The 24,305-nt window shown below is 44.0% G+C and carries 20 protein-coding genes; 7 read left to right on the top strand and 13 right to left on the bottom strand.

Features of this window, described 5'->3' with window-relative positions; genetic code table 11:
* Nucleotides 1-6: 6 nt before the first annotated feature.
* The 4 genes from dppD to ACXAH2_RS12805 all read left to right on the top strand — a co-directional run bounded on the left by dppD (nucleotide 7) and on the right by ACXAH2_RS12805 (nucleotide 5,218).
* Entirely contained in the window at nucleotides 7-975 is a 969-nt protein-coding gene (gene dppD / locus ACXAH2_RS12820) for a dipeptide ABC transporter ATP-binding protein (RefSeq protein ID WP_475079013.1), read from the top strand.
* Entirely contained in the window at nucleotides 972-1,973 is a 1,002-nt protein-coding gene (locus ACXAH2_RS12815; RefSeq protein ID WP_475079012.1) for a peptide ABC transporter ATP-binding protein, read from the top strand. Before dppD ends, ACXAH2_RS12815 begins: the two co-directional genes overlap by 4 nt.
* A 199-nt stretch (nucleotides 1,974-2,172) precedes the next feature.
* Nucleotides 2,173-3,441: an MFS transporter gene (locus tag ACXAH2_RS12810; protein WP_475079010.1), complete on the top strand. Its 1,269-nt coding sequence runs from the start codon at nucleotides 2,173-2,175 to the stop codon at nucleotides 3,439-3,441.
* Between the two features lie 193 nt (nucleotides 3,442-3,634).
* Nucleotides 3,635-5,218 carry a methyl-accepting chemotaxis protein gene (locus ACXAH2_RS12805; RefSeq protein WP_475079009.1) on the top strand — a complete coding sequence of 528 codons (1,584 nt, stop codon included), beginning with the start codon at nucleotides 3,635-3,637 and terminating at the stop codon, nucleotides 5,216-5,218.
* A 98-nt stretch (nucleotides 5,219-5,316) separates the two neighbouring features.
* On the opposite strand, the gene ACXAH2_RS12800 is transcribed toward ACXAH2_RS12805, so the two are convergent.
* Nucleotides 5,317-7,356 (bottom strand): phytase, encoded by a 2,040-nt coding sequence (locus ACXAH2_RS12800; protein ID WP_475079008.1) that lies wholly within the window; start codon nucleotides 7,354-7,356, stop codon nucleotides 5,317-5,319.
* Nucleotides 7,357-7,697: 341 nt separating this feature from the next.
* On the opposite strand from ACXAH2_RS12800, the gene ACXAH2_RS12795 reads away from it, so the two are divergent.
* Nucleotides 7,698-8,660 (top strand): GGDEF domain-containing protein, encoded by a 963-nt coding sequence (locus tag ACXAH2_RS12795; protein WP_475079006.1) that lies wholly within the window; start codon nucleotides 7,698-7,700, stop codon nucleotides 8,658-8,660.
* A gap of 4 nt (nucleotides 8,661-8,664) precedes the next feature.
* Nucleotides 8,665-9,690, top strand: coding sequence for an AraC family transcriptional regulator (locus ACXAH2_RS12790; protein WP_475079005.1), 1,026 nt, complete (start codon nucleotides 8,665-8,667; stop codon nucleotides 9,688-9,690).
* Between the two features lie 46 nt (nucleotides 9,691-9,736).
* Here the strand turns inward: ACXAH2_RS12790 and ACXAH2_RS12785 are convergent, their stop codons facing one another.
* The 5 genes from ACXAH2_RS12785 to ACXAH2_RS12765 all read right to left on the bottom strand — a co-directional run bounded on the left by ACXAH2_RS12785 (nucleotide 9,737) and on the right by ACXAH2_RS12765 (nucleotide 14,528).
* Complete coding sequence (locus tag ACXAH2_RS12785; RefSeq protein WP_475079004.1) at nucleotides 9,737-10,792, bottom strand: class I SAM-dependent methyltransferase; 1,056 nt, start codon at nucleotides 10,790-10,792, stop codon at nucleotides 9,737-9,739.
* Entirely contained in the window at nucleotides 10,782-11,390 is a 609-nt protein-coding gene (locus ACXAH2_RS12780; RefSeq protein ID WP_475079003.1) for a gamma-glutamylcyclotransferase family protein, read from the bottom strand. The genes ACXAH2_RS12785 and ACXAH2_RS12780 overlap by 11 nt, the downstream gene beginning before the upstream one ends.
* Before the next feature lie 88 nt (nucleotides 11,391-11,478).
* Complete coding sequence (locus ACXAH2_RS12775; RefSeq protein ID WP_475079002.1) at nucleotides 11,479-13,002, bottom strand: DHA2 family efflux MFS transporter permease subunit; 1,524 nt, start codon at nucleotides 13,000-13,002, stop codon at nucleotides 11,479-11,481.
* A 9-nt stretch (nucleotides 13,003-13,011) separates the two neighbouring features.
* On the bottom strand, nucleotides 13,012-14,076 hold the full coding sequence (locus tag ACXAH2_RS12770; RefSeq protein WP_475079001.1) for an HlyD family secretion protein: 1,065 nt from the start codon (nucleotides 14,074-14,076) through the stop codon (nucleotides 13,012-13,014).
* Nucleotides 14,076-14,528 (bottom strand): MarR family winged helix-turn-helix transcriptional regulator, encoded by a 453-nt coding sequence (locus ACXAH2_RS12765; RefSeq protein ID WP_475079000.1) that lies wholly within the window; start codon nucleotides 14,526-14,528, stop codon nucleotides 14,076-14,078. Before ACXAH2_RS12765 ends, ACXAH2_RS12770 begins: the two co-directional genes overlap by 1 nt.
* A gap of 190 nt (nucleotides 14,529-14,718) precedes the next feature.
* Here ACXAH2_RS12765 and ACXAH2_RS12760 point away from each other — a divergent pair, with 190 nt between their 5' ends.
* Nucleotides 14,719-15,462: an SDR family oxidoreductase gene (locus tag ACXAH2_RS12760; protein WP_475078998.1), complete on the top strand. Its 744-nt coding sequence runs from the start codon at nucleotides 14,719-14,721 to the stop codon at nucleotides 15,460-15,462.
* 15 nt (nucleotides 15,463-15,477) lie between these two features.
* Here the strand turns inward: ACXAH2_RS12760 and ACXAH2_RS12755 are convergent, their stop codons facing one another.
* The 7 genes from ACXAH2_RS12755 to pdxR all read right to left on the bottom strand — a co-directional run bounded on the left by ACXAH2_RS12755 (nucleotide 15,478) and on the right by pdxR (nucleotide 24,282).
* Entirely contained in the window at nucleotides 15,478-17,142 is a 1,665-nt protein-coding gene (locus tag ACXAH2_RS12755; protein ID WP_475078997.1) for a tannase/feruloyl esterase family alpha/beta hydrolase, read from the bottom strand.
* Nucleotides 17,143-17,275: 133 nt separating this feature from the next.
* Complete coding sequence (cyoE, locus tag ACXAH2_RS12750; RefSeq protein WP_475078995.1) at nucleotides 17,276-18,166, bottom strand: heme o synthase; 891 nt, start codon at nucleotides 18,164-18,166, stop codon at nucleotides 17,276-17,278.
* 43 nt (nucleotides 18,167-18,209) lie between these two features.
* Nucleotides 18,210-18,530 carry a cytochrome o ubiquinol oxidase subunit IV gene (gene cyoD / locus ACXAH2_RS12745; protein WP_353666674.1) on the bottom strand — a complete coding sequence of 107 codons (321 nt, stop codon included), beginning with the start codon at nucleotides 18,528-18,530 and terminating at the stop codon, nucleotides 18,210-18,212.
* Entirely contained in the window at nucleotides 18,530-19,150 is a 621-nt protein-coding gene (cyoC, locus tag ACXAH2_RS12740; RefSeq protein ID WP_475078994.1) for a cytochrome o ubiquinol oxidase subunit III, read from the bottom strand. Before cyoC ends, cyoD begins: the two co-directional genes overlap by 1 nt.
* Nucleotides 19,151-19,152: 2 nt before the next feature.
* Nucleotides 19,153-21,132: a cytochrome o ubiquinol oxidase subunit I gene (gene cyoB, locus ACXAH2_RS12735; RefSeq protein WP_475078993.1), complete on the bottom strand. Its 1,980-nt coding sequence runs from the start codon at nucleotides 21,130-21,132 to the stop codon at nucleotides 19,153-19,155.
* Entirely contained in the window at nucleotides 21,132-22,139 is a 1,008-nt protein-coding gene (gene cyoA, locus ACXAH2_RS12730; protein ID WP_475078991.1) for a ubiquinol oxidase subunit II, read from the bottom strand. The genes cyoB and cyoA overlap by 1 nt, the downstream gene beginning before the upstream one ends.
* Nucleotides 22,140-22,788: 649 nt before the next feature.
* Nucleotides 22,789-24,282, bottom strand: coding sequence for a MocR-like pyridoxine biosynthesis transcription factor PdxR (pdxR, locus tag ACXAH2_RS12725; RefSeq protein ID WP_475078990.1), 1,494 nt, complete (start codon nucleotides 24,280-24,282; stop codon nucleotides 22,789-22,791).
* Between the last annotated feature and the right edge of the window lie 23 nt (nucleotides 24,283-24,305).

Raw genomic sequence — 24,305 nt, 5'->3', positions numbered from 1 at the left:
GGCCAAATGTCATTACTAGAACTGAATAACTTAAGCGTACAATTTGGTCAATTCCAAGCCGTTGATAACATCAGTTACCAAGTGGAAGAAGGCGAAGTATTAGGGATTGTCGGCGAATCTGGATCGGGAAAAAGTGTCAGTTCTCTGTCCATCATGGGACTGATTGACTACCCAGGAAAAGTCCAAGCAGAGCAACTCAGCTTTAATGGCCAAGATTTATTAGCCATGCCGGAAAAGCAACGTCGTCAGCTAACCGGCTCTGACATTTCGATGATTTTCCAAGACCCAATGACCAGCTTAAACCCTTGCTTTACTGTGGGTTATCAAATCATAGAAGCCCTTAAAACTCACCAAGGTGGTAGTAAAAAAGAGCTAAAAGCACGTGCCATTGAACTGTTAACGCAAGTGGGTATTCCCGCCCCAGAGTCGCGCTTGAGAAACTATCCTCATCAATTGTCAGGCGGTATGAGCCAAAGGGTGATGATCGCCATTGCCATTGCTTGCAATCCGAAGTTGTTGATCGCCGATGAGCCGACAACCGCACTGGATGTCACCATTCAAGCACAGATCATCGATTTATTAATTGCATTACAGCGTAAGCAACAAATGGGCTTAGTGCTGATTACTCATGATCTTGCTTTAGTAGCTGAGGTGGCTGATCGAGTGATCGTCATGTACGCAGGTCAAATCGTCGAATCCGGCCCAGCCAGCGAGGTATTTTCCGCACCAAAACACCCTTATACACAAGCCTTATTGGCTTCCTTACCAGAATCCGCAGCAGGCAAAGCCCGCTTAGATGCCTTATCTGGTGTTGTACCTGGTCAATACGATAGACCACAAGGCTGTTTATTGAGTCCTCGTTGCCCTTATTCCAGCGCACATTGCCAGCAAGTAGAACCTGACAATCAAGGTGACTTATCTCGCCAGGTGAAGTGCCACACGCCACTAGACAAAGAAGGGAGACCTGCCGCATGAGTCAACAAGAGTACATTCTTGATGCGCAAGCGCTCAAACAACACTATCAAGTCAAACAAGGCATGTTCAAGCCCAATGCCGTAGTGAAAGCGGTGGATGGCATCAGCTTTCAATTAGCAAAAGGCAAAACCCTAGCCATTGTCGGTGAGTCCGGTTGCGGAAAATCCACTCTAGGTCGTATGCTGACTATGATAGAAACACCAACATCCGGTCGTTTAGCACATCTAGGTGAAGACTTATTAAGTTTAAGCAAAGCTGCCCAAGCCAAGCTTAGACAAAAGATTCAGATCATCTTCCAAAACCCATATGGTTCGCTCAATCCACGCAAAAAGATTGGTAGCATTTTAGAAGAACCCTTGGTGATCAATACTAAGATGTCTCAGCATGAGCGCAAGCAAAAGGCCTTAGATATGATGACCAGGGTCGGCTTGAAAACGGAACATTATAATCGTTACCCGCACATGTTTTCCGGTGGTCAACGCCAACGCATTGCCATCGCTCGAGGACTTATGCTGGACCCAAGTGTCATAGTCGCAGATGAGCCCGTTTCTGCTTTAGACGTGTCAGTACAAGCTCAAGTACTGAATTTGATGATGGACTTACAACAAGAACTGAACTTGAGCTATGTATTCATTTCCCATGATTTGTCTGTGGTTGAGCACATTGCTGATGACGTCATGGTGATGTACTTAGGTAAAGTGGTTGAAAAAGGCAGCAAAGCGGATTTATTCCAAAACCCTAAGCACCCTTATACTGTAGCGCTCTTATCCAGTACGCCACAGTTGTCGCCAGACAAGCGTCGACAGCGCATTAAATTGCAAGGCGAACTGCCATCCCCACTTAACCCCCCTTCAGGTTGTGCTTTTCATGGACGCTGCGAATACGCAAATGACCGTTGTCGTCAGGAGGTGCCTGAGCTTCAAGAAGAAACATCCGGTCATCTTATCGCCTGTCACGGTATCGCAGAACAACGCCTCTCTATTCCAAAAGCAAATTAAGAAAGCGACAAATAAACCTTCTGAACATCCGTCTTAACAAAGAAACGCAAAAACCCAGCGAGTATTTTGCGCCCATATGGGCGCTTTTTTATTTATAAATTTTCTTCATAAAGTTTGGTTATTTAAACTTTTTCGCGGTATAAAAGATATGTCATCGAATCAGGACGGTTCGACTTAATAAAGCCAAAGGACAGGCGCCATGCGAATCCCACTTATTCGACCTAAGACTTCTACCACATTATTACCCATTGTCATTTTACTGGCGCGTGCTTTATCAGACTTCATTAGTGCATTGAATATGATAGTGTTGTCCGCTTTTATCTTTTTAACGCAGAAAAACGCTTATGAATTGAGTCTTTTTTTCGCTGCGGCCGTCATCGGAGGAAGTGCTGCTAGCTTAATAGGTAAACGACTGAGTAAAGGAACTCCCACAAACTTTAGTATAATTGGCTTAAATATTCTTAGAGGTTTGCTATTACTGAGTTTGATTCTAATTCCAATTCATTTAATGATTTTCATTCTACCCATAGTAGGATTTCTTGGTGGTTTATCTAATACCTTATTTATCATTGTATTTAATAGTCGTTTGCCTTATTGGATTAGAGCCCAAAAGCGTACCAAGATGAATGCCGCAATCATCGCTTGCTCCGCCATAGCAGCCATTTTAGCCGGTATGAGCTCTGGTCTATTAGTGAATTTTTTTCTCTACCAAGGCGTGCTGATGTTAAATGCTACCCTGTATTGTTTGGTAGCAGGACTCTTCTATCTGGTACACCAATTTTCTGCTCAAACAATCTTTGCCGACTCACAAGCTACTCAAGCAAATAAAGCAACTCTTGCTCCACATTCGATCAACCGAACTTCATCAAAACGCTTTATGATAGGCATATTAATCATGGTGTTTCTGGTCAGTTTTGCCAATGCCTTCCACCAGCTTGGGTTTCCTGATTTAGCCAAGTTATTGTCACCTGAAAATCTCAGTCAAAGCTTAGGTTACTTAATGTCTGCATGGGGAATAGGTAAATTTTTAGGCGCCTTTGCTTTAACCCGTACCTTAAAAATCCAAAGCAACACAGCCCTGCTCGTGGTGTTTTTTTTGTCTGTTCTAGTGATGTCAAACGGCTTTATTCTCACCTTTCAACAAAGCACTTTGCATTGGGCATTGGTGTGCATCTTAATCGCTGGAATGGGTGAAAGTGGCGTAGAAGTCAGTCAAATATCCATCGTTCATAGACAGGTGCAACAACGCCATACATTACTTTTTAGTTACTTATCTTTTACAAAAATGATCGCAGGCGCATTAGGCGCGATTATTGCCGGTCAATGCTATCGCTTTTACTCTTTCCCCCAAGTCATCTTTATATTACAAATTTGGATCTTACTCGCCTTAATCATTATTGTTATTTCACTCAACTTACTTCCAAAACACTCATTTTTTAGTAACAAATTTTTTTCTAGAAATCTTTAGGCATAGGATGAATTTAACGAGAGAGAAAAAATGCTTAAACTATTGTTTAATATTGCAAAGAATTGTTTTTATTTATAGGTTATTTGCATAAATAAATTTAAATCGTAGTAATAATTCGTTATAAGTAAATTCCAAGCACTAAAATTGTGTTTCATTAGTAGTGGAAATACCGCCCTATGTCAGAAGGATTATTATGAAGTTATCGAAACAGCTCGCTATCATTATCGCCTGTGCGGCAATGGGTTTGATTATTCTAGGTGCCGTCGCACTAGAAACATTACGAAGTAATTTGTTAGACAGTGGTAAACAGGAAATTCAAACCATACTGACATTAGCAAAAGCTCAAGCCAACCATTACATCGAGCTTGAACAAGCAGGCAAACTGTCCCGAGAAGAGGCGGAAGAAAAAGTAGTAGAAGTCTTATCCAACATGCGTTTTGATGCTTCCTATATTTGGGCCAACGATAATAATAGCCTGTCGCGCGTGCATCCTAAGGCAGAGAAAATAGGCACTCCACAAAAATCCTATAAGTCTGATTTAGCTAAACTGCAGAACATCGATTTCGCCATTAAGACAGGCAAAAGTTCGAAACCAGGAACGAAAGAAAAAATATATAAAATCAATGGCATGACTAAGCTTGATGGTTGGAATTGGGTGATTGGTTTTGGCATTTATATGGACGATGTGAATAAAAAGTTCATTCAGTCAGCCATTTCATTCAGCATCATCAGTATCCTAATCCTTGCAGCCATAATAGGGGTCGCTATTTTCATTGCTCGATCTATTCTTCACAGCATTGGTGGTGAACCAAGCTATGCTATGAAGGTTACCAGTAGCATTGCCGATGGCTATCTAAATGAAACCATTGAAGGAAAATTCACTGACAATAGTCTGCTTGGATCGATTTCACGTATGCAGAAGTCGCTACAGGAAATGGTGCGCAACATAAACAAGGGGTCCGCTCTATTAACGCGCTCAACCAATTCATTAAATGAACAAATGGTGCAAATTTCTGAAGCGTCTAAAAATTCTTCTGATGCCTCTTATTCTACGGCTTCCGCTATTCAGGAATTGTCTAGCTGTATCGAAGAGATCGCCAACAGTGCACGTAATACTGAAAGAAACTCAGAAGAATCGTCTAAGTTGTCAATTCAAGGCGAAGAAGTGGTGCAAAAATCAGCGCAAAGCATCAATGAAATTTCCAATCAAATCACTCGTTCTACAGAAGAAATCGACAGTCTTCAGAAACGCTCTTTGCAGATCGGTAACATTGTTGATGTGATTAGAGATATTGCTGAGCAAACTAACTTATTAGCACTTAACGCAGCAATAGAAGCCGCGCGTGCAGGTGAGCAAGGTCGTGGCTTTGCCGTGGTAGCGGATGAAGTTCGCACCTTGGCATCACGAACGGCGTCAGCGACTTCTGAGATCACCGAAACCATTAACATAGTTCAGTCCGAGACAGAAAACGTCGCCAAAACCATGCAGGCGATTTTACCTAAGGTAGAGGAAAGCGTGACAAGCTCCAGTGAAGTCAGCAAAATGCTAACCAGTATTCGCGCAGGCACCGACGAAACCTTGAACAAAATTCGTGGCGTGTCACATGCCTCTAACGAGCAAAATAAAGCCACTGAGAGCTTGGCTCAGCATGTGGAAGAGATTTCCAACATGGTTAATGAAACGGCTCAAGCGGTTATCAATTCGAAAAATAGCGTTACTGAACTGGATGAATTGGCGGTCGAACTGCATCAAAGCGTCAGTTATTTCAAAATCTAATTCACTGTTAATGAAGCACTTTCTAAACAGTAAAAAAGCCAAGTCAGAATGATGACTTGGCTTTTTAGTCCCTGCGGGGTTAGGGTTAGTCCTGTGGGTTAGTTTTGCAAAACATGCTCTACGCTGCGCCAATCAACAATTTTGAAGTTTTGCTTTTCGGCCTGATACTCTTCATCCAAGTTATACCAGTCTTGCGCTAAGAATAAACCATGAGGATACTGCTCCCCTAGGTTGGCCGTCACTGCGTGAATACCATCTGTATCACTACTGCCATCCACTCCTTTGTCATCGTCACCTATGATAGCGAAGCTCGCTAAATAGCGGTCATCATTGTCCAAATCATAAATAGCGTAAGTATTGTTACCTTGGCTAGAAGCAATCAGGTAATTCTCTTTGCCATTTTGATACAAGGTCAAACCTTCAATGTCATCCACCAATTGTTTGCCATCCACTGCGGCAAATAGGCTTGCTTCAGTACTCGCCGTTTCGTCGGCTTGGAATGCCCAAATAGCCACATCTTCTTCACCCACATACAATATGCCAGCGGCATCGTCTGCCACACAACCTTCTGGTTGAGAATTCACTTGTAAACGACGTACCACTTCTCCTTCGATGCCCGCTTTTGTGGCCGTAAGACGCCATTGCTCTATGACACCGTTTTTGCCGTTCATAAAGGCATACACTTGTCCGCTTTTCGCCGTGTACATGCACAAGCCATATACTTCATCCACACCTGAAACGAACTCAGCGGCTGCTTCATGACGCTGTTTGCCCACTGCCTTAAGTGGCTGAATCGGTTCCTCGCCAGCTTGGATCCTATACAAGGCCAAGGTATTTAAGTCTCGATTGGAAGCGGTAGCCAAAGCGAATTCTGAACCGTCCCAATCCGTCATGGTACGAATATCCACATTATTTGGCTCGCCTTCTTCTAAAAACTGCACTTCTCGCCCTTGTAAATCATAGGCCATCAAACCGCCTTTTTTATTGGTCGCTATGATCAAACTTTGTGACGCATCTTCTGGGTTCAACCAAAAAGCAGGATCATCCGCTGCATCGCCGTCTTCACTAACTTCTTGTGTTTCGCCCGTGGCGGCTACCAGCTTCACCCCTTCGAGGGAAAGTTGACGATGGCTTTGTACCTCATTCAAAGCAAGGCTGTTAAGCTGGCGTTGCAGATCAGACAGAGGTAAAAATTCGTACACGGGCTCATCGACTTCCGTATTACCAATCCATAATCCATTTGGTGACGCGATAATAATTTTGGCCTCTTCAACACCATCAACATCAAAGCTGGCTTGTAACGTTTGCTCGGCATCACGGTCATATACCAAAAACCCTGCGCCTTCATCGGCAATCATTAGATAGCCTTTACCATCGGCTTGATAAAGCATATCCATGCTTTCAATCTCTTCTATATGACCAAGGGGCTGAGCCACGTCCACCAAACGACGCTCTTTGACATTTTCGGCGTCCGCGCCGTATGCCCAAATGCCGACATTTTGTTCTGCAACGTATAAAGTGCCAGTCTCATCATCTACCACACAGGCACTCAATTCACCACCCACTTGCGTTTCTCGTACCGCAATTGGCTCGCCTTGCTTATCTACCACGGCACTAACAATCTGACCGGCGCGATTGCGGATTTTGTATTGCACGATTTGACCATAATCAGACACTCCCGTGACGGTGGTTTCACCTGTGGTGACGTTTTTATAAAGACAAACCGCTTCTGGTGCAATATGAGTGTCAATGCGTCCAACTGTTTGCAGAATAGGCGTAGCTCGTGGATCGATGCGATAAAAAGCAAAAGCTTCTTCATCTGGCAGCCCCACTGCCAATATATCAAGACTGCTCTTGCCATCTTTAAGCCCATAGCGAATATCTGCTCCTAACACTTCTTGCCTTGTATCCGTGAGCAGTAAACGACCTGTGTGATCGAATACCGCTAAGCCATCACCTTCTAATGTGGCAATGAGCAGATCTTCATTGGCATTGTTTGGGCTAACCCAAACCGCTGCATCGGCAATGTCTTCATAGCTGGCCTGGGTTTTAGTCTGGCTAGGCGTAACCTTATTAGCATGGGCGGATAGACAAGTCGCACTCACCATGATGGCGAGCAGAGTGGGGACGAACTTCATGTGAATCTTCCTCTATTAATCAATATGGCTAACAAATACAAAGTTCGCTCACCTTAGTAAGGCCTCATGACATTTCCATGACAGGCCTGATGGTGGACGATTAAAAATTCCTTGAAATACTAGAAATCACCATAAAAAATCCGCCCATTGAGCCATTAGCACTTTTCAAAAAAGGAAGAAATATGATTAAAATCAATGAGTTAAATTCATAGCAAAGCATCAATTTCTCTTTTTTGGTAAGTAGAAACATCTCATGTGAGCTAATCGGACTGACTGTCCTAAATTTGTCATAAAGCGGTCACATAATAGAAGCAATCCATTTTTGTAGACAGGAGAGCGGTATGGGTGATTGGTTGCACCGCTGGCAATATATTTTTATAAGTAATTCACAGAAAATACTACGCCATAAAGCATGGCTTACTATTCTATGTGCGATTTTCATTACTTTGTTATTTTTAAACTTTTCACAAGGGCAGGTGAAACCACCTCAGCAGTGGGTTTGGATAGACATCATAGGTGAGGGTACTGCCGCTTTCAGTATTATCGTGTGGTTGTTATTAGTCCTGTCCATGAGACAGCCTGGTCCTGTGACCAACTGGTTTGCCATTGGCTTTATTGGTATTTTTGCGGCCAACTTTCAGGACTTGCTCGATGAATGGGTACACCTACCTGTCGGCCATGAATGGGATAGTTGGGTAGAGTCACTGCCGTTAGGTTTGTTCGCGCTCACCATTGCTATTTGGTTAAAACGCAAAGAACAACACCAGATAGACCGTTATTTGGAAAAACGTAAAGCCATTTACCAAGACACGGGGCCATTAGACGACACCACCAGCTTGCCGAAATCGAGTTTTCTCACTAGTCAGTTAGAAAAAGCCTTTGCAAAAGGCCATGCCAGCTGGCAACAACACGCGTTATTGTTATTGGATGTGGTACCCTTTGCGGACATCAATTATCGCTATGGCGGTAAAGAAGCCGATCGCTTTCTCATCATTGTCAGTGAGCTCATTAGTCTGACGCTTAAGCCTGAAGACAGCCTTTGTCACTTAGCAGGTGGACGCTTTGCTTTAATTCTACATGAAATGGATTTGCCCCAAGCCAAGCAGATTGCCCATGAATTAGAACAGTTATTGCATGAATTTCATTATCGCGCACAAGGCGTCGAACAGAGTATTCGCTTAGGCGCTTCTATGGTCATGGTGATGGCAAAAGACGAACAAGAAACACCAGAGTATTTATTGCAGCGAGCCTACCATGCGCTTGCTGAACAAAATCAATCTGCTTTACAGAAAGCCTACGAGTAGCAAGATGCAGAAGCGCTGGCTGGAACGTCATGATGCTTACCTTTATGCTCATCAGCAAGCGGTAATCCTCATGGATTTGCTGATTTCTCGTGGTGTGGAGGCGAACTATTTTCTGCGTAAAACAGGTTTGTTTTACGATGATGTCGCGCAAGGTAAGCGTAGTTTAAGCCCACAACAATTGGTACAGCTCTATGATAATGCCTGCCAACCACCATTCACTGAAGACCTCGCTTTTATCTTCGGACAACGTATGTTACCTGGCTATTTCGGTAGTCTTTCCCATTGTCTACAAAACTCACCCACCACATTGGATGCATTAGAACGACTTTGTGAGTTTTCTTGTTTGTTTTTTCCCTTATTAACACCCAAGCTGCGCCAAACCCCCAGCCATGTGTTTATTGAATTTCAACAAGCCTTTGGCGCTATTTCTCCAAGCCTATTGTCTAACGAACAAAACCGAGTCACTCGCTTTATCAAAGAGATGACCATCACTGCTTTGGTGTCATATAGCAATTGGTTAGCAAATGCTCACTTACCTTGGTCCATTTCATTGGATTACGCTCAACCGGACCATCAAGCAGAATATGAAGTGTATCTGGGAAGAGATCGACGTTTCAATGGCAAACGCTTGTCCATGTGCATTGCTAAGCAATATCTAATCAAAGCCAACCCCATTTCCTCGCCCAGCGTGTATCAAATGTCTCTAGGGGAATCACGACAGGCTTTAAAGCAATTAGATGCGCCAATCAGTTTGCTATCACTGGTGCATTCTATATTGCAGGAAGAAGTGCGTGACTTACCCAGTTTAGAAGAAGTGGCACGACGCTTAGACATGAGCCCTGCCACCTTCAAACGCAAGCTAAAGCTGCATCACACTCATTATCAGAAGCTCTGTGATCAGGTACGCAAAGAGGTTGCCATGCAGCTAATGGATGAACTTGGTTATGATGAGGGCCAAGTAGCCGAGTATTTGAACTTCTATGATGTGAGTAATTTTCGACGCTCGTGTAAACGTTGGTTTGCTTATTAAGCCATACTGTACCCATTTTTAAAAACTGAATAGGTACATAGGAGAATTACTTTTTCTTCATTTGACGAGCATGGTAAATGGCAAAGCCTTGGTCTCTAAGCAGTCGCGTATGCGATCCCAGAGCGGCGTCCAATAATGGCGGATAGCGCAAAAAGTCATTTGCCACTACAAAGAGTTCGCCATTTAACGTTAAATGATTTTTAACGCCTATAAAAAAGCCTTCTGCGATGCTGTAGTCGGTATTCACGCCCGTGTGGAAAGGCGGGTTGGTGACCACATAGTTGAAACGCCCTTTTACTTCATTGAGACCATTTGAGGCCAACAAAGTTAAAGCCTCGTCGGCTTGATTTGCGGCAAATGTCAGTTGAGTCGCCTTCAACGCTAAGGCACTATCATCCAATGCGGTTACCTGTGCCTGAGTATTACGATGCAGCCACAACGCAATGATGCCATCGCCACAACCAAAATCCAATATTCGGGCTTGTGCCACCTCGCTCATGAAGCGATGAGATTGCAGTTGTTCCAACAGTAATAACGTGCCTTTATCCAATTTTCCATGTCCAAAGACCCCTGGCAAACTGCACAAGGTTATCTGCTGTCCCGCTACGTCAACGTGCCATGAGGATACCCAGTCCGCAAACACAAATGCTTTAGCTGGTGCTTGCTTATAACCAGTGAACAACAAACAATGCTTGGCACTGTCCACCTTACCAACGTGTTCTAGATGCGGCTCCAGACGCTTCATAGAGGATTTCACACCGCTTTTATTATCGCCCACCAACCAAATTTGTCCGCCTTCTTTTAGACAAGGCAGAACATTGGCAAGCAAGTAATCCAATAATTCTTTCGCTTTAGGTTGATAGATCACCACATGATCAAATGTTACTTTCGATGACCATTGTTCTGAAAATAACAACCTATCCTCAGCAAAACCCACTTTAAGTAAAGCATCATAACGCGTCTTAGATTGACACCAGGCGTACACATTAGCCTTAGCCGTTAAGGCTTGCGGGTAAGTGTCTTCTGGATTAGCGAACAGAAGATTGCCTTGCCATTGCTCCTCATTACGGATCAATAACTGGCTGGTAGGATTAAGATTCATAACTGACAGAAAGCTCTCGCTCAGACAAATTGGTAACAGTTGCTATTAGTTGATTTAATGGCTGAATGGATAAATCAGCTTGTACTCTTGGATATCTGGGTACTAAGCGATCATTCAAGGTAGGCTGATGCCAACCTTGTGTGAGGTTTAAAAAATCATTAGCAAAGGTTTTGCTGTGTTCCAAGCACCCCGCCAAAATAACATCCACATAACTTAGAGTAATAGGGCAGTGTGAATCTGGTGGTACCACTTGATGAGTATGATAAATCCAGTAGGTGCCTTGCGGTAAAGCTTCATCCTGATAAGAAACAAGATGCTGTGGTGCAATTTGGCTGCGCTGATAACCACGCTCTCGTTCATCAAACAAAGCAAACTGATCAAACGGCACTTCCACCAAAACACCATTACAATAAGCATCTGCTTGTGCCACAACCGCTACCGAACTCATGCCAAATTCGGTTGACATTACTGACCAATGACGCGCATAGCCTTGAAGTTTAACAGGCCAGACGTCACCTGTTTCACCTGTTTTAGCACGGCTGTCGGCATTTATCAGACTGCCATAACCCAAAATGAAGTGTCGCCCACTGGTACTCAAATTGACTCTCCACCATCGACTCACATTAAAGCACGCATGATAACGTGTGCTCCGAAGAGTCGCCAGCCTAAAGCTATAAACAAACGGATCAAACTGCCTGCTTGGGTGTGCCTTTCAGTAACAGAACAAGAGGTAATGCTGCCAAGGTCACCCACATCATGAAACGAAAATCCTGCAAATAGGCTAGTATTGTTGCTTGCTCATTTACCAAAGCATTCAAAGAGGCTAAGCCTGTCAGCTGATTAATATCATAAACGCCTTCTTGTTGTGCCATATTCAAGCCAAGGTTAAACGGATTAACGTAATCTGCAAAAGCCGCATGATTGATCTGTATACGCTGAGCCAAATAGGTAGTCACTAGAGAAATCCCAATACTGCTACCAATGTTACGTAATAAGCTAAACATAGACGTGCCTTCATCACGATATTTCGCATCTAATGTAACAAAACTGATCGTAGAAAGCGGAACGAAGATAAAGCCCAGTCCCACACCCTGAACCATACCCGTTCGAATAATGTCCCAAGCACTGACTTGCGCAGTAAATAAAGTCATTTCCCACATGGAGTAGGTAATGAGTAATAACCCCAAGGCAATGAAAGCACGGGGATCCACCTTGTTGGATAAGCGTCCGACAATCATCATAGCGGCCATAGTACCAAAGCCACGAGGCGCTAGAATCGTGCCAATATCCACCACTGGATATCCCATCAGAGAACTCATAAAAGGTGGTAATAAGGTCATTGACGCTAACATAATGACACCAACAATGAAGATAAACACCATGCCAACACTGAAGTTACGATCTTTAAACATAGCAGGGTCAATGAAGGGATTACTATGAGTAAAGATATGGACTAAAAACATATAACCACAGAATAACAACAAGAGTGCTTCCACCATGATTTCCATGCTGCTAAACCAGTTTTGTGATTGCCCACGATCCAACATCATTTGCAGACTACCTATGGCAATCCCCAGCAAAACAAAGCCATATAAATCAAAACGACGTGACTTATCCAATTTACTTTCTGATAAGAAGCCAGCTAACCCTAACCAGGCCAAAACACCAAAAGGCACGTTTATATAAAACACCCAACGCCAGCTGTAATATTCTGTCAGTAAGCCGCCAAGATAAGGCCCTAGAATCGGCCCAACCATGACACCCATACCCCATATTGCCATGGCGGGGCCATGCTTTTCTTTCGGGTAAGAGTCCAGTAACACCGATTGCGATAGAGGCACCAAACTGGCACCAAATACCCCTTGCAACAAGCGAAATAGCACAATTTGATTCAGAGACTGGGCAGCACCGCACAAGATGGAAGTAAATGTAAAACCCACAATTGACCACATGAAGAGACGTTTACGACCTATCTTGGCCGACAATATGCCAGTTAATGGCATACAGATCGCAGCAGCGACTATATAAAATGTCAGCACCCATGAAATCTGGTCCTGCGTGGTGCCCATAGTGCCTTTCATATAAGGTAAAGCCACATTGGCAATGGTGGTATCCAAAACCTGTATAATGGTCGCCAGCATCACAGAAACAGTGATCATGATGCGGCGAACATGATCACTTTTTAACGACGAAGAAGATGAAGCTAACATGGTCTTGGGTTACCACGAAAAGCCAAGTAATTGACGGTGATGCTCTGTATCTATCGTGACAGTTGAGCTAAAACCTGTACGCAATTTTGGCAAATCTTGGTCGTCGTCTAATACCACTTTCACCGCCAAACGCTGAGCAACTTTCACCCAATTTCCGGTGGCATTTTCGGCTGGAATAACAGAAAACTCTGAACCCGTAGCAGGGCTAATGCTTTCCACATATCCAGTAAAGGTCCGATCTGGATAAGCATCCACTTCCACTTCTACTGCTTGTCCTTTTTTTACATAAGTTAGGTCTTTCTCGGTAAAATTGGCTTCAATCCATTTGTTTTGATCCGCAACCACCACCATTGCCGTAGCGCCTGTGGTCAGATATTCCCCTTGATGGGGCACTTTCGCTACGACACCAGATACAGGAGAGTGCAGATCAATATGGCTTAAATTTGTTTTCGCTTGGTTTAATGCGGCTAATGCCGCTTGATAACTAGGGTGATCTTGCAGCGGCCCATCAGGGTTGCCTCCCAAAGCCTCTTTCAAACGATCTAAATCTTTCTTCAAAGTCGTGACATTAAGACGACTGACTTCCGCCGCTTGTTTCGCTTGATCAAACTGATTGTCAGAAATGAATTTTTGTTTTAGTAAATTGGCTTGACGTTGCTCTTCTCGCTGATTGAAAGCATAGCTACTTTCCGCCTGCGCTATCTCTGCCAGTTTCTCTTGATAGGCCGCTTTCTGTTCAAGGATATTCAGACGTACTTGCTCTAATTGTGCTGCTGCTTTGGCTTCAGCTAATTTAAATGGTGTCGCGTCTAACTGCAGTAATAATTGCCCCACCTTAACCTGTTGATTCTCTTTCACCGCAAGACGATGAATGGCTCCTGACACTTCCGCATTAATACTAGTGATATTGGACTGAACATAGGCATTATCCGTTTCTACATAACGTCCGCCCAGTGAGTAAACTCCCATTGACACTAGGATGGCAAGTATAGGAACACCGATTAATAACACGCGACGCAACGAGCGTTTCGCAACTTGTTTTGGCACTGCGATATTGGTTTCTTGTTCACTCATTAGCCTTGAATCTCCGAAGTTTGAGTATCAGATAACGCATCATTGGCAAGGTTTTCATGCATCTTAATCAGCCCTTCCATCACAGCTTGAATTTGCGCTTCATCCAAGCCTTGCAAGGCTTTACTGCGCACACGTTGAATTTCTTTGTCTATCTCAATCAGCCAAGGGTTCGCTTGAGTGTTTAAAAACAAGGTGTTTGCGCGCCTATCCTTAGGGTCAGCTCTTCGTTCAACCAAGCCGTCAGACACAAGTTGATCAATTAAACGGGCCAAGGTAATAGGTTGAATATCCAATAACTCCGCCAGTGTTACCTGTCTGATGCCTTCATTTCGCGACACATACACCAAAGCGCGCGCCTGCATAGGCGTCATCCCTAAGTTACTTTTGCGATATTCACGACGCATAAGACGCAATATATCTGTGATCAAAAAGTGGATGTTTTCAGATTTCATTAAAACCACCGATTTAATATTTATTGATTATTATATGCATTACTTACTATTCTCAATCTCCTGCCTCGAAAGTATCAAATACTTCCTCAATGGCAGACTTTCCTCCTCCTTGGTTCCTTTTTTACATGGATTTCACTCAATAACTTCTGGCTTAATATGATAGTGACACCAACAACATAAGGAACTCTTCATGACTAAGCCCATCGTGCTAATCACTGGAGCCAGCCGAGGCATAGGTGCCGCCACGGCCAGCTTGGCCGCTCAATATGGCTATCATGTGATCATTAATTACCGAAAAGAAGCGCAACTGGCTGAGCAGTTGGTGGACAAGATTCGCCAGCATGGCGGTCAAGCAAACGCCTTGCAGGCGGATGTCAGTAAGGAAACCAGCATCATTACTCTATTTGATCAGATTCTTGAAAACTGGGGACCGGTTTGGGGATTAGTCAATAATGCCGGTATTTTAGAGACACAAAAAAGCTTTTCAGAGCTCTCATTAGAGCGCTGGCAGCGAGTATTTTCAACTAATGTTTTTGGCCCTATGTTGTGTTGTCAACAAGCTATCAAGCAGATGCGACAACACCATTTACAAGGCAGTATTGTAAACGTGTCATCCTTAGCTTCTGTGATGGGCGCGCCAAACGAATATGTGGATTATGCTGCCAGTAAGGGCGCATTAGATACCATGAGCAAAGGCTTGGCAAAAGAACTCGCAGCAGAAGGAATTCGCATTAATACGGTTCGCCCAGGTTTTATTTATACTGACATGCACGCCGATGGCGGAGAACCAAACAGAGTGGAGCGCCTCGCGCCAAGCATTCCTATGCAGCGTGGCGGACAAGCCGCTGAAGTTGCCGAAGCCATTGTTTGGTTATTAAGCGATAAAGCCAGCTATAGCACAGGAAGTTTTATCGACGTGGCAGGAGGGCGCTAATCTTGTCATTAGCCATTAACGCGGCACCACGCAACGAAAAGAAGATGCGGATTTCATGTCTCCTTGCCAATATTCTGCATAACTAGGATAAGGGCATAAAGGACGGGTTAAGCCTACCATTCTTGAGGTTAATTCAGGATTATCAGTTCGGGTTGCGGCGATTACTTGTTGTGGCTGGGTTTGACGCTCTACCCATTGCATTAAGGGTTGCAACATGTCGAACTGATCAGTAGACAAGCCACCTTGTTGATGCGGCATACCGGGAATGCGATAAAAACGCACAAAGTCTTTCGCTTTGCCAGCAAGAGCAAAATCTAAGAAGTCATACCAGCGCGTTGTATCTTTCACAGAAAAAACTGGGTCACTATTACCTTGAAACACTATCATCTTACCACCAGCTTGTTTGAATTCTGTAAGCTTTGGCTTCACCGCATCGGGTGGTGTCATCATGGTCATCGCCGATACATCAAAGTCTTTTGATACAGCATAGATCTTTTTAGCATCACGATTAAAATCAAATGAAGCTAAATAATCACTTAACGCATAAATATCGCCTTTACCCTTGGCTGGCGGCACAGTATAAAGGTTGGCCAAAGCACTCGCCCCCAACACCAATCCCGCAGGCATATTATCCCAAGCGTCGACTTTGCTGCTGATTTTCCAGCCACGCCAATTATTGGATTTCATCCCTGTATCGTAAAACCAACTGCTGTAAAGTGGCTGGTTTTTATTATTATGCGGGCCTTTGTGCATCTTCACTAAAGCGCCTATTTTTTCAGTGGATAGACAATCACGATCAAACTCACCCTTACACACCAGAGAGGTGGGTTTAAAAATTGCCTGACAAGCGTCGGTCGCAAAGATTAAATCATCACTAATGCCGTCTAGAGCATCGCACTGACGAAGCAATTCGCGAGCAATAAATTCCATATCCCGAGCGGTTAACGAGCTGCGAATATCTTCATTGATTTGGCGTAATAACTGGTAATCCCAAGCATGCTGCAAAGCCGCTTTAGGCGCATTAAAACCAGGTGAAGCGACCAATAAACCATCGAACATGTTAGGAAAACGCGTCGCCGCCACCATAGCGGTTCTTCCGCCATTGGCTTGACCTATTCCGTATTTATATTGCACAGGAGCCGCATAATACTGCTCAACAAGCTTTATCGCAGCTGGCATTACTTGTGTCATCGCTTGATAAGCAAAGTCTTTACGCGCTTTGGCATCGTGACCAAACAAAAAAGATTGTGAAAGGCCACCAGATAATGCGGAAAAGGCACTGTTGTCATGACCTTCATTAGAAGAAACCACAGCAAAGCCTTGATTGATAGCGTATTGATTTTCAGTTAATCCCGTTATTTTACCCAGCGCTGGCGCTATTTCACCTCCATAGGCGGTATCAAACTGATAGGCCAATCGGCCTTGCCAACGAGAAGGCAAACGCAGTTCAAAACGCGTATTGTAAAACACACCCTCTGTCCCAATACGGCGAGAAACTATGCCCGTCACCTGACAATAAGGAAAACGTACTTGAGCGCTTGGCGCATGCATAGCGGTTTGTAATTCAAGCTTATCTGAGGCTTGCGACATAAGCCCTTGGCACTGCACTGTATTGGCCCAAATCTGGCTCGACAACAAGATGTTAAACAGTACCGTTGAACTCTTGAACAACCACTTCATTTCTCTTCCTTATATGGAATCTACGCCTTAGTGACTATTCAAAATAACCAATATTCAGAGAAATGGGAAGAAATCTTAAAATAGAAGAGGGAAATAAAAACGGGCTCATGATGAGCCCGTTTTAAAAATCACTTTAGTGTGCCGATAACACTAACAAATTTGGTGAGACTTCATTGAAATCAATCGCCATAGTAACACTCAGAGCCGTAACCGTAATGATGGAAAAGAAGAACACCTGACGCGCCCAACCATTCAAATCAATATCCGCACGATAACCTCGTAGTGCCATCGCTAACCACCATAGACTAGTCGATAGAGCTACCACCATAAAACCAATACCAACATAGCCGGCTAGTGGTAAAAGGGCCGCAACGACCGCAAAGGCAGCAATATGCAGAATAATATGGCGTTTTGCTTTAGCAATACCTTGCGATACTGGCAATACGGGAATGCCCGCCGCTTTGTAATCGTCAAAACGAAAAATGGCGATTGCATAAGAATGCGGCATTTGCCAGATACTGAACATGGTCAGCAAAATAGCGGCGCCTGCATCAAATTGCCCAGCGGCAGCACAGTAACCTACAACGGGTGGCACAGCACCAGATAGACTACCAATGAAAGTACCGTAGACAGACTTACGCTTAAAGTACAAAGTATACAAACCGACATACACCACATAACCAAAAACAGCAAAAGCCACTGCGACCCAGTTAGTGAAATACCCCAGCAAAGTAAAACCGATTACGCCTAAGACAACACCATGGAAGAATGCTGCTTTCCCAGACATTTCACCATTGACCGTTACACGATTACGAGTACGTTTCATTTTGGCATCGATGTCTCGGTCGATGTAATTGTTAATGGCACAACCGGATGCGACCACCAAAGACAGACCAATGACTGTCATCAGCATTAACATCCAATCGATGTCGCCACGAGCGGCTAGGAAATAGCCGCCCGCAACAGAGATGAGGTTGCCCATAATGATGCCAGGTTTAGTCACCTGCAAATAACGCTTAAACATCTTCAGGGTTCCCAAATGAATTAATCATAAATCCACTCTGCATTTACATCATCATCGCGTTGGATGCGTAGATGATCCACACAGACAAACCAACAACCATGATTATGATAACGGCAGAAAAAATAAATGAATAAGTGTCCAGCTTGCCTTGTTCAGAAAAGTCCAAGTGAAGGAAGTACTTCAAATGAACAAAAATCTGAATGATGGCCAACACAACGATAGCGATGTAAGTTGGGCCTTTATCAAAGGCTTCTGTCATTACCATCCAGAAAGGAATGCCGGTCAAAATAACAGACCAGACGAAACCAATCACATAGGACTTCACGCTACCGTGTGAATGCGCTTCAGAAGAATGATCGCTCATTAGACCGCCCCCATCAGATAAACAACGGTGAAAACACAAATCCAAACAACATCTAGGAAGTGCCAGAACAAGCTTAGACAACCAATGCGGGTAAGTGCACGGTTAGTCAGACCCGTCTTCGCCACTTCGATCATCAAGATCACCATCCAAATCATACCGGCACTAACGTGCAAGCCGTGTGTACCCACAAGGGTAAAGAAGGCTGACAAGAAAGCGCTTGCTTGAGGACCGTGACCATTTGCGATCAAGTGATGGAACTCATAGATCTCTAACGAGATAAAGCAGGCACCAAATAGGAAGGTTACTGCTAACCATCCCAAAGTACCGGCTTTATTCTTACGATGCGCGCTGATCATAGCGAAGCCATAAGTGATACTTGAAAAAAGTAACGCCGCAGTACCTGCCAGAATCAACTCAAGATCAAAAATATCTTTGCCAGAAACCCCACCGGCTGTGTTCATAAAGAGCACAGCGTAGGTAGCAAAGATAGATGCGAACAACAAACAGTCCGTCATCAAATACAACCAGAAACCAAATATGGTGTTGCCACCAGTATCATGATGTTCGTCGTGGTGTGCACCCGCTTCGTGAGCATCGTGCGTATTCATTGCAGTACTCATGATTACCCCTTAGCCACGTTGTCTAGGTGCTCATTTTCAATACGAGCAATTTCATCAGGTTGAACGTAATAATCCACATCTTTCGTGTAAGCACGTACGATGAAAGTCACAACCGTTCCTAATAAGCTAGCAATTGCCAACCACCAAATATGCCAGATCATAGCGAAACCAAACGCCGTTAATAGACCACCCATAATGATACCAGCGGGTGTGTTCTTAGGCATGTGGATAGGCGCATAACTGTCTTTACGCTGGTAAGCCGTACCTTTTTCTTTCATATCGGTGAAGGCATCGATATCAGAAACCACTGGTAGCTCAGCAAAGTTGTAATACTGTGGTGGAGACGCAGTCGACCACTCAAGCGTATGACCGTTCCATGGATCACCTGTTGTATCTAGGTTCTGCTTACGATCGCGGAAGCTGACATACAACTGTAGGAACTGACAGATAATACCTGCTAAGATCACAAACGCACCACAAAGAGCAATGAACAACCAGATGTTGAAGTCTGGGTTGTCTGTGTAGTTTAGACGTCGTGTCATACCTAGGAAGCCAAGTACGTACAGTGGCATGAAGGCTAAGAAGAAGCCAACTAACCAGCACCAGAACGCGGCTTTGCCCAGTTTTGGATTCAAATGGAAGCCCATTGCTTTCGGGAACCAGAAAGTGAAACCCGCTAGATAACCAAATACCGCACCACCGATAATGGTGTTGTGGAAGTGAGCGATCAAGAACAAGCTGTTGTGCAATACATAGTCCGCACCAGGTACTGCAAGCAATACACCTGTCATACCACCGATGGTGAATGTCACCATGAAGCCCAATGTCCATAGGACTGGCACAGAAATGCGCAGACGACCACGGTACATAGTGAACAACCAGTTAAACAATTTCACACCGGTAGGTACGGCAATGATCATAGTCATCACACCGAAGAAGGCATTTACGTTAGCACTTGAACCCATGGTAAAGAAGTGGTGCAACCATACGACGAAACCCAGAATGGAAATCGATGCCGTAGCCCAAACCATAGATTTGTAACCGAACAAACGCTTACCGGTAAAGGTAGATACGATCTCAGAGAAGATACCAAACGCTGGAAGCACTAGGATGTACACCTCAGGGTGACCCCATGCCCAGAACAAGTTGATATACATCATTGAGTTACCACCACCATCATTAGTGAAGAAGTGGAAATCTAGATAACGATCTAGTGTCAACAATGCCAATACAACGGTCAGTATAGGGAAGGATGCGGCGATCAAGATGTTGGCCCAAGTACAGGTCCAAGTAAAGATCGGCATATCCATCAACTTCATTCCTGGCGTACGCATCTTAAAGACAGTTACCAAGAAGTTAACCGCGGTCAAGGTTGTCCCTATACCGGATATCTGTAGCGCCCATATGTAGTAGTCCACCCCGACGCCTGGACTGTATTCCAAGCCAGCCAGAGGAGGATAAGCGACCCAGCCTGTTTTCGCGAATTCACCTAAACCTAGAGAAATGTTTACCAGGATGGCACCAGAAGCTGCCAACCAGAAACTGAGGTTATTCAGGAATGGGAAAGCAACATCACGCGCACCAATCTGTAGCGGTACTATAATGTTCATCAAACCAATCATAAATGGCATGGCCATAAAGATGATCATGATGACACCATGTGCCGTAAAGATTTGATCGTAGTGATGTGGCGGTAAGTAACCAGGGTCACCGTTGGTCGCTAAGGCCAACTGAAGACGCATCATGATGGCATCCGCAAAACCACGAATCAACATGATGAAAGCCAGTACAATGTACATTATACCTAGCTTTTTGTGATCAACCGAAGTCAACCAATCGCGCCACAAGACACCCAATAAATTATTTTTCAGAACCAAAAATGCAACTATGGCACCAACCACAGCCACCACACACAAGGTTGTGATGACAATAGGGTCATGCGGCAGCGCATCAACGGAGAGTTTGCCTAAGAAACCAGACATTATTTATCAGCCTCCATATCGTCATGATTCATTTGACTGTGGTTCATCTCACTATGATCCATTTCGGCATGGTTCATATCACCGTGATGGTGATCACCTTGCTTCATCTGACGCATCATAGGAGTGTCGAAGACTGTGCCTTCCAAAATATCAACCGTACCGTAGTCTTTCATGAACTTCATAACATTATCGTGGAAGATACCTGGCTTAATAGAGCCAAAGTATTCTACAGGATGGTTTTCAGTAGGTTGCGCAAGTTCGTCGTAGCTAATTTGATCTAGCACATTACCTGACTCTTTAACTTGAGCGACCCATTCATCGAACTCCGCTTCAGTTGGTGTAGCAATGGCGTTAAATTTCATACCAGAGAAGCCTGCACCGCTGTAATTAGAAGAGAAACCTTTGAAAGTTCCTGGTTCGTTTGCAATTAGGTGCAGTTTTGTCACCATTCCAGCCATAGAGTAAATCTGACTACCCAATTGCGGAATGAAGAAAGAGTTCATGGTTCCTTCAGACGAAATTCTGAATGCCACTGGAACATCAGCAGGGAAGACCAATTCGTTGACCGTAGCAATACCTTGTTCTGGATAAATGAAGACCCATTTCCAGTTCATAGATACCACTTGAACCGTAATATGATCTTTCTCATGTTCCAACGGTTTATAAGGATCTAGAGCATGTGTAGATTTCCAGGTAATCACACCAAGAACGATGATGATAACAACTGGAATTGCCCATACGACAGTTTCAATTTTCGTGGAGTGTGACCACTTAGGCTCATAGATTTCATCACGACCTTCACGGTATTTCCAAGCGAAATACAATGTCATGAAGATCACAGGAATCACGACAAGTAGCATTAACAGAGTGGCAACAATAATTAGTTGCTTCTCTTCAATACCAACCTGACCCTTTGGATCGAGCACACCACCCTGACAACCGGCGAGCAAGCCCACCATTAGCGCCAAAGCGACTTTACTTAGGATACGAGTTAACAAGAGAATCATCCTCTAACCCCGAGGTTCACAAAACTGCCACTTAACTATCAAATGACAGAACGAAAATCCGGCAGTGCCGGGTATTTCAGTAAAGATCACCACACTGTAAACAGCATAAAAATCATTACTGTGCCATTGTAAAATAACGCAATAATGATTCTTTTGGATCACCTAAATCTGAAAAAGGTGCTCAGCATTTGCATTGTGAACCAAGTCTCAACTTGATTAACGGCTTCCCACAAGCAATCACAATGTTCTCAAATGGCCATCAAAGGCGAGCAAGGTTGATATCGGTCAATACGGCCTCATATCTAACCCGTAACAATACATCTAAACGACACTCTTAATTAGCTCTTGCCGATAACAAAAACGATGGCATATTCTAATCTTTAAGCCACCATAACCGATTAATTTTATTATGGTTTTTCTTTAATTAAACGCCGTCAACAAGACCTTTATTGGTGTTCGCATACCCACCCGCAAATCTCATACTGACAAAATCATTGCGAACGAGTAAAAATTCAAGTGTGCGGAATATATCAAAATCCGACTAATCACACAAAGTCTAGTTTATCCTTTGTTAACCTTTGCTTCACCGCATTTTTACAAAATTCACATTCTGAACTCGTTCAAAAAGCATTGAACCAAATACGACCCTCTATTGCTTGCTCCACACTTGCAACACGGCCTTCATCTTAAACAAGATATGGCGCATTTGCTCTTCTTGTAACCCACTGAAGCCCAACACAAAACCTTGTCTAGGTAGTATGTTGCCATCAGAGTAATGCATTGATAATGGACTTAAAATGACATTATCTTGTCGCAACCTCTGACAAAACTGCCGATCGAATGTGTTCCCGTCCTCAACTAAATCTAAACATTCTGGTTTACACTCAATTAACACATGCATTCCACCACGAGGCTTTTTCCAATCAAACCAGGGCGATAAATAGTCACTCAAAAGTGCCAACAGCATATCTCGTTTCAATCTATAGTGGCGACGCATGCGATTTAAATGTCGCTCAAAATTGCCTTGGATCAAAAAATCCGCAACGACTGGTTGCATTGGTAACGAAGCTGATATACCGATTTGTTTCTGACTTCGCTTAATGAGAGCCACATGTTCCAGCGGTGCCACAATAAACCCTAAACGCAAACCTCGAAATAACACCTTCGAAAAACTGCCTACATAAAAAACATGGCGACTGGCCTCCGAGAACGATCTTGCCGTTTGCATCAAGGGCACTTCTGCGCGGCCTTGATAGACAAATTCATTGTCATAGTCGTCTTCAATTAGCCACATTGGATTCTGCTCAGTATCCAAAGCCTTAATCCATTGCTGACGACGTTGGGAACTGATACTGGTTCCCATAGGGTATTGGCGATTAGGTGTCACAATAAACGCATGTTTCTTGGCAACCTTGTCATCACAGTAAGAACTTATGTTTGGCAAGCAAGGGCCTTCAGTATCCAATTTTATGTGACCAAAGCGAATTTGCTGATTCAATGCTTCGCTGATGGGCGGATAAGTGATCTCTTCCAGCCACCACTTAAGCTGATTATGTGTTGCCTTACGCAAAGCATGATCTAAAAGCTGTAATGAATCGCGATTACCTGCCGTAATGATAATTTGCTCGGCACGGCACTCCAACCCTCGCAACCGATACAAATAATTCACCAAAGCTTTTTTTAAAGGTGGAAATCCGGTCAAATATTCCCCCTGCATGACTTTGTTATCAGGCTGCAACCAACTCCGACGCATACTGGCAGCCCATTCCTTAGAAGGGAAAGCTGACACATCGACACCTGCATCAAAAGCATACAATGTCTGTTCATCTTCTAGTGACTCATGACGGGATACTATGTCTTTTAAAATGGCTTGTTGATCCGTAACTTGATAAGCAGCAACAAATACGCCGCGCTTTTCTTCGCTCAATAACCAACCTTCTGCGATGAGCTGCTCATAAGCCCGAGTGGTGGTACTGCGAGACACTCCCAAAGCAGATGCCAGTGCCCGAGAAGAAGGTAACTTATCGCCCGACTGCAGTTCTCCCTGACGAATACCTTGTTGAATTTGTTGCATCAACTGCAGATATCGGGGCTCCCCCGTTTCGTCTAAAGAAAAGCGTAAACTGCCCATACTGTGTTTCATTTTCTGGCCTTCTAAATTTTCTC

This window comes from Marinomonas sp. ABL3_031, from assembly GCF_056161265.1.
This window is presented reverse-complemented; position numbering and strand designations above follow the sequence as displayed.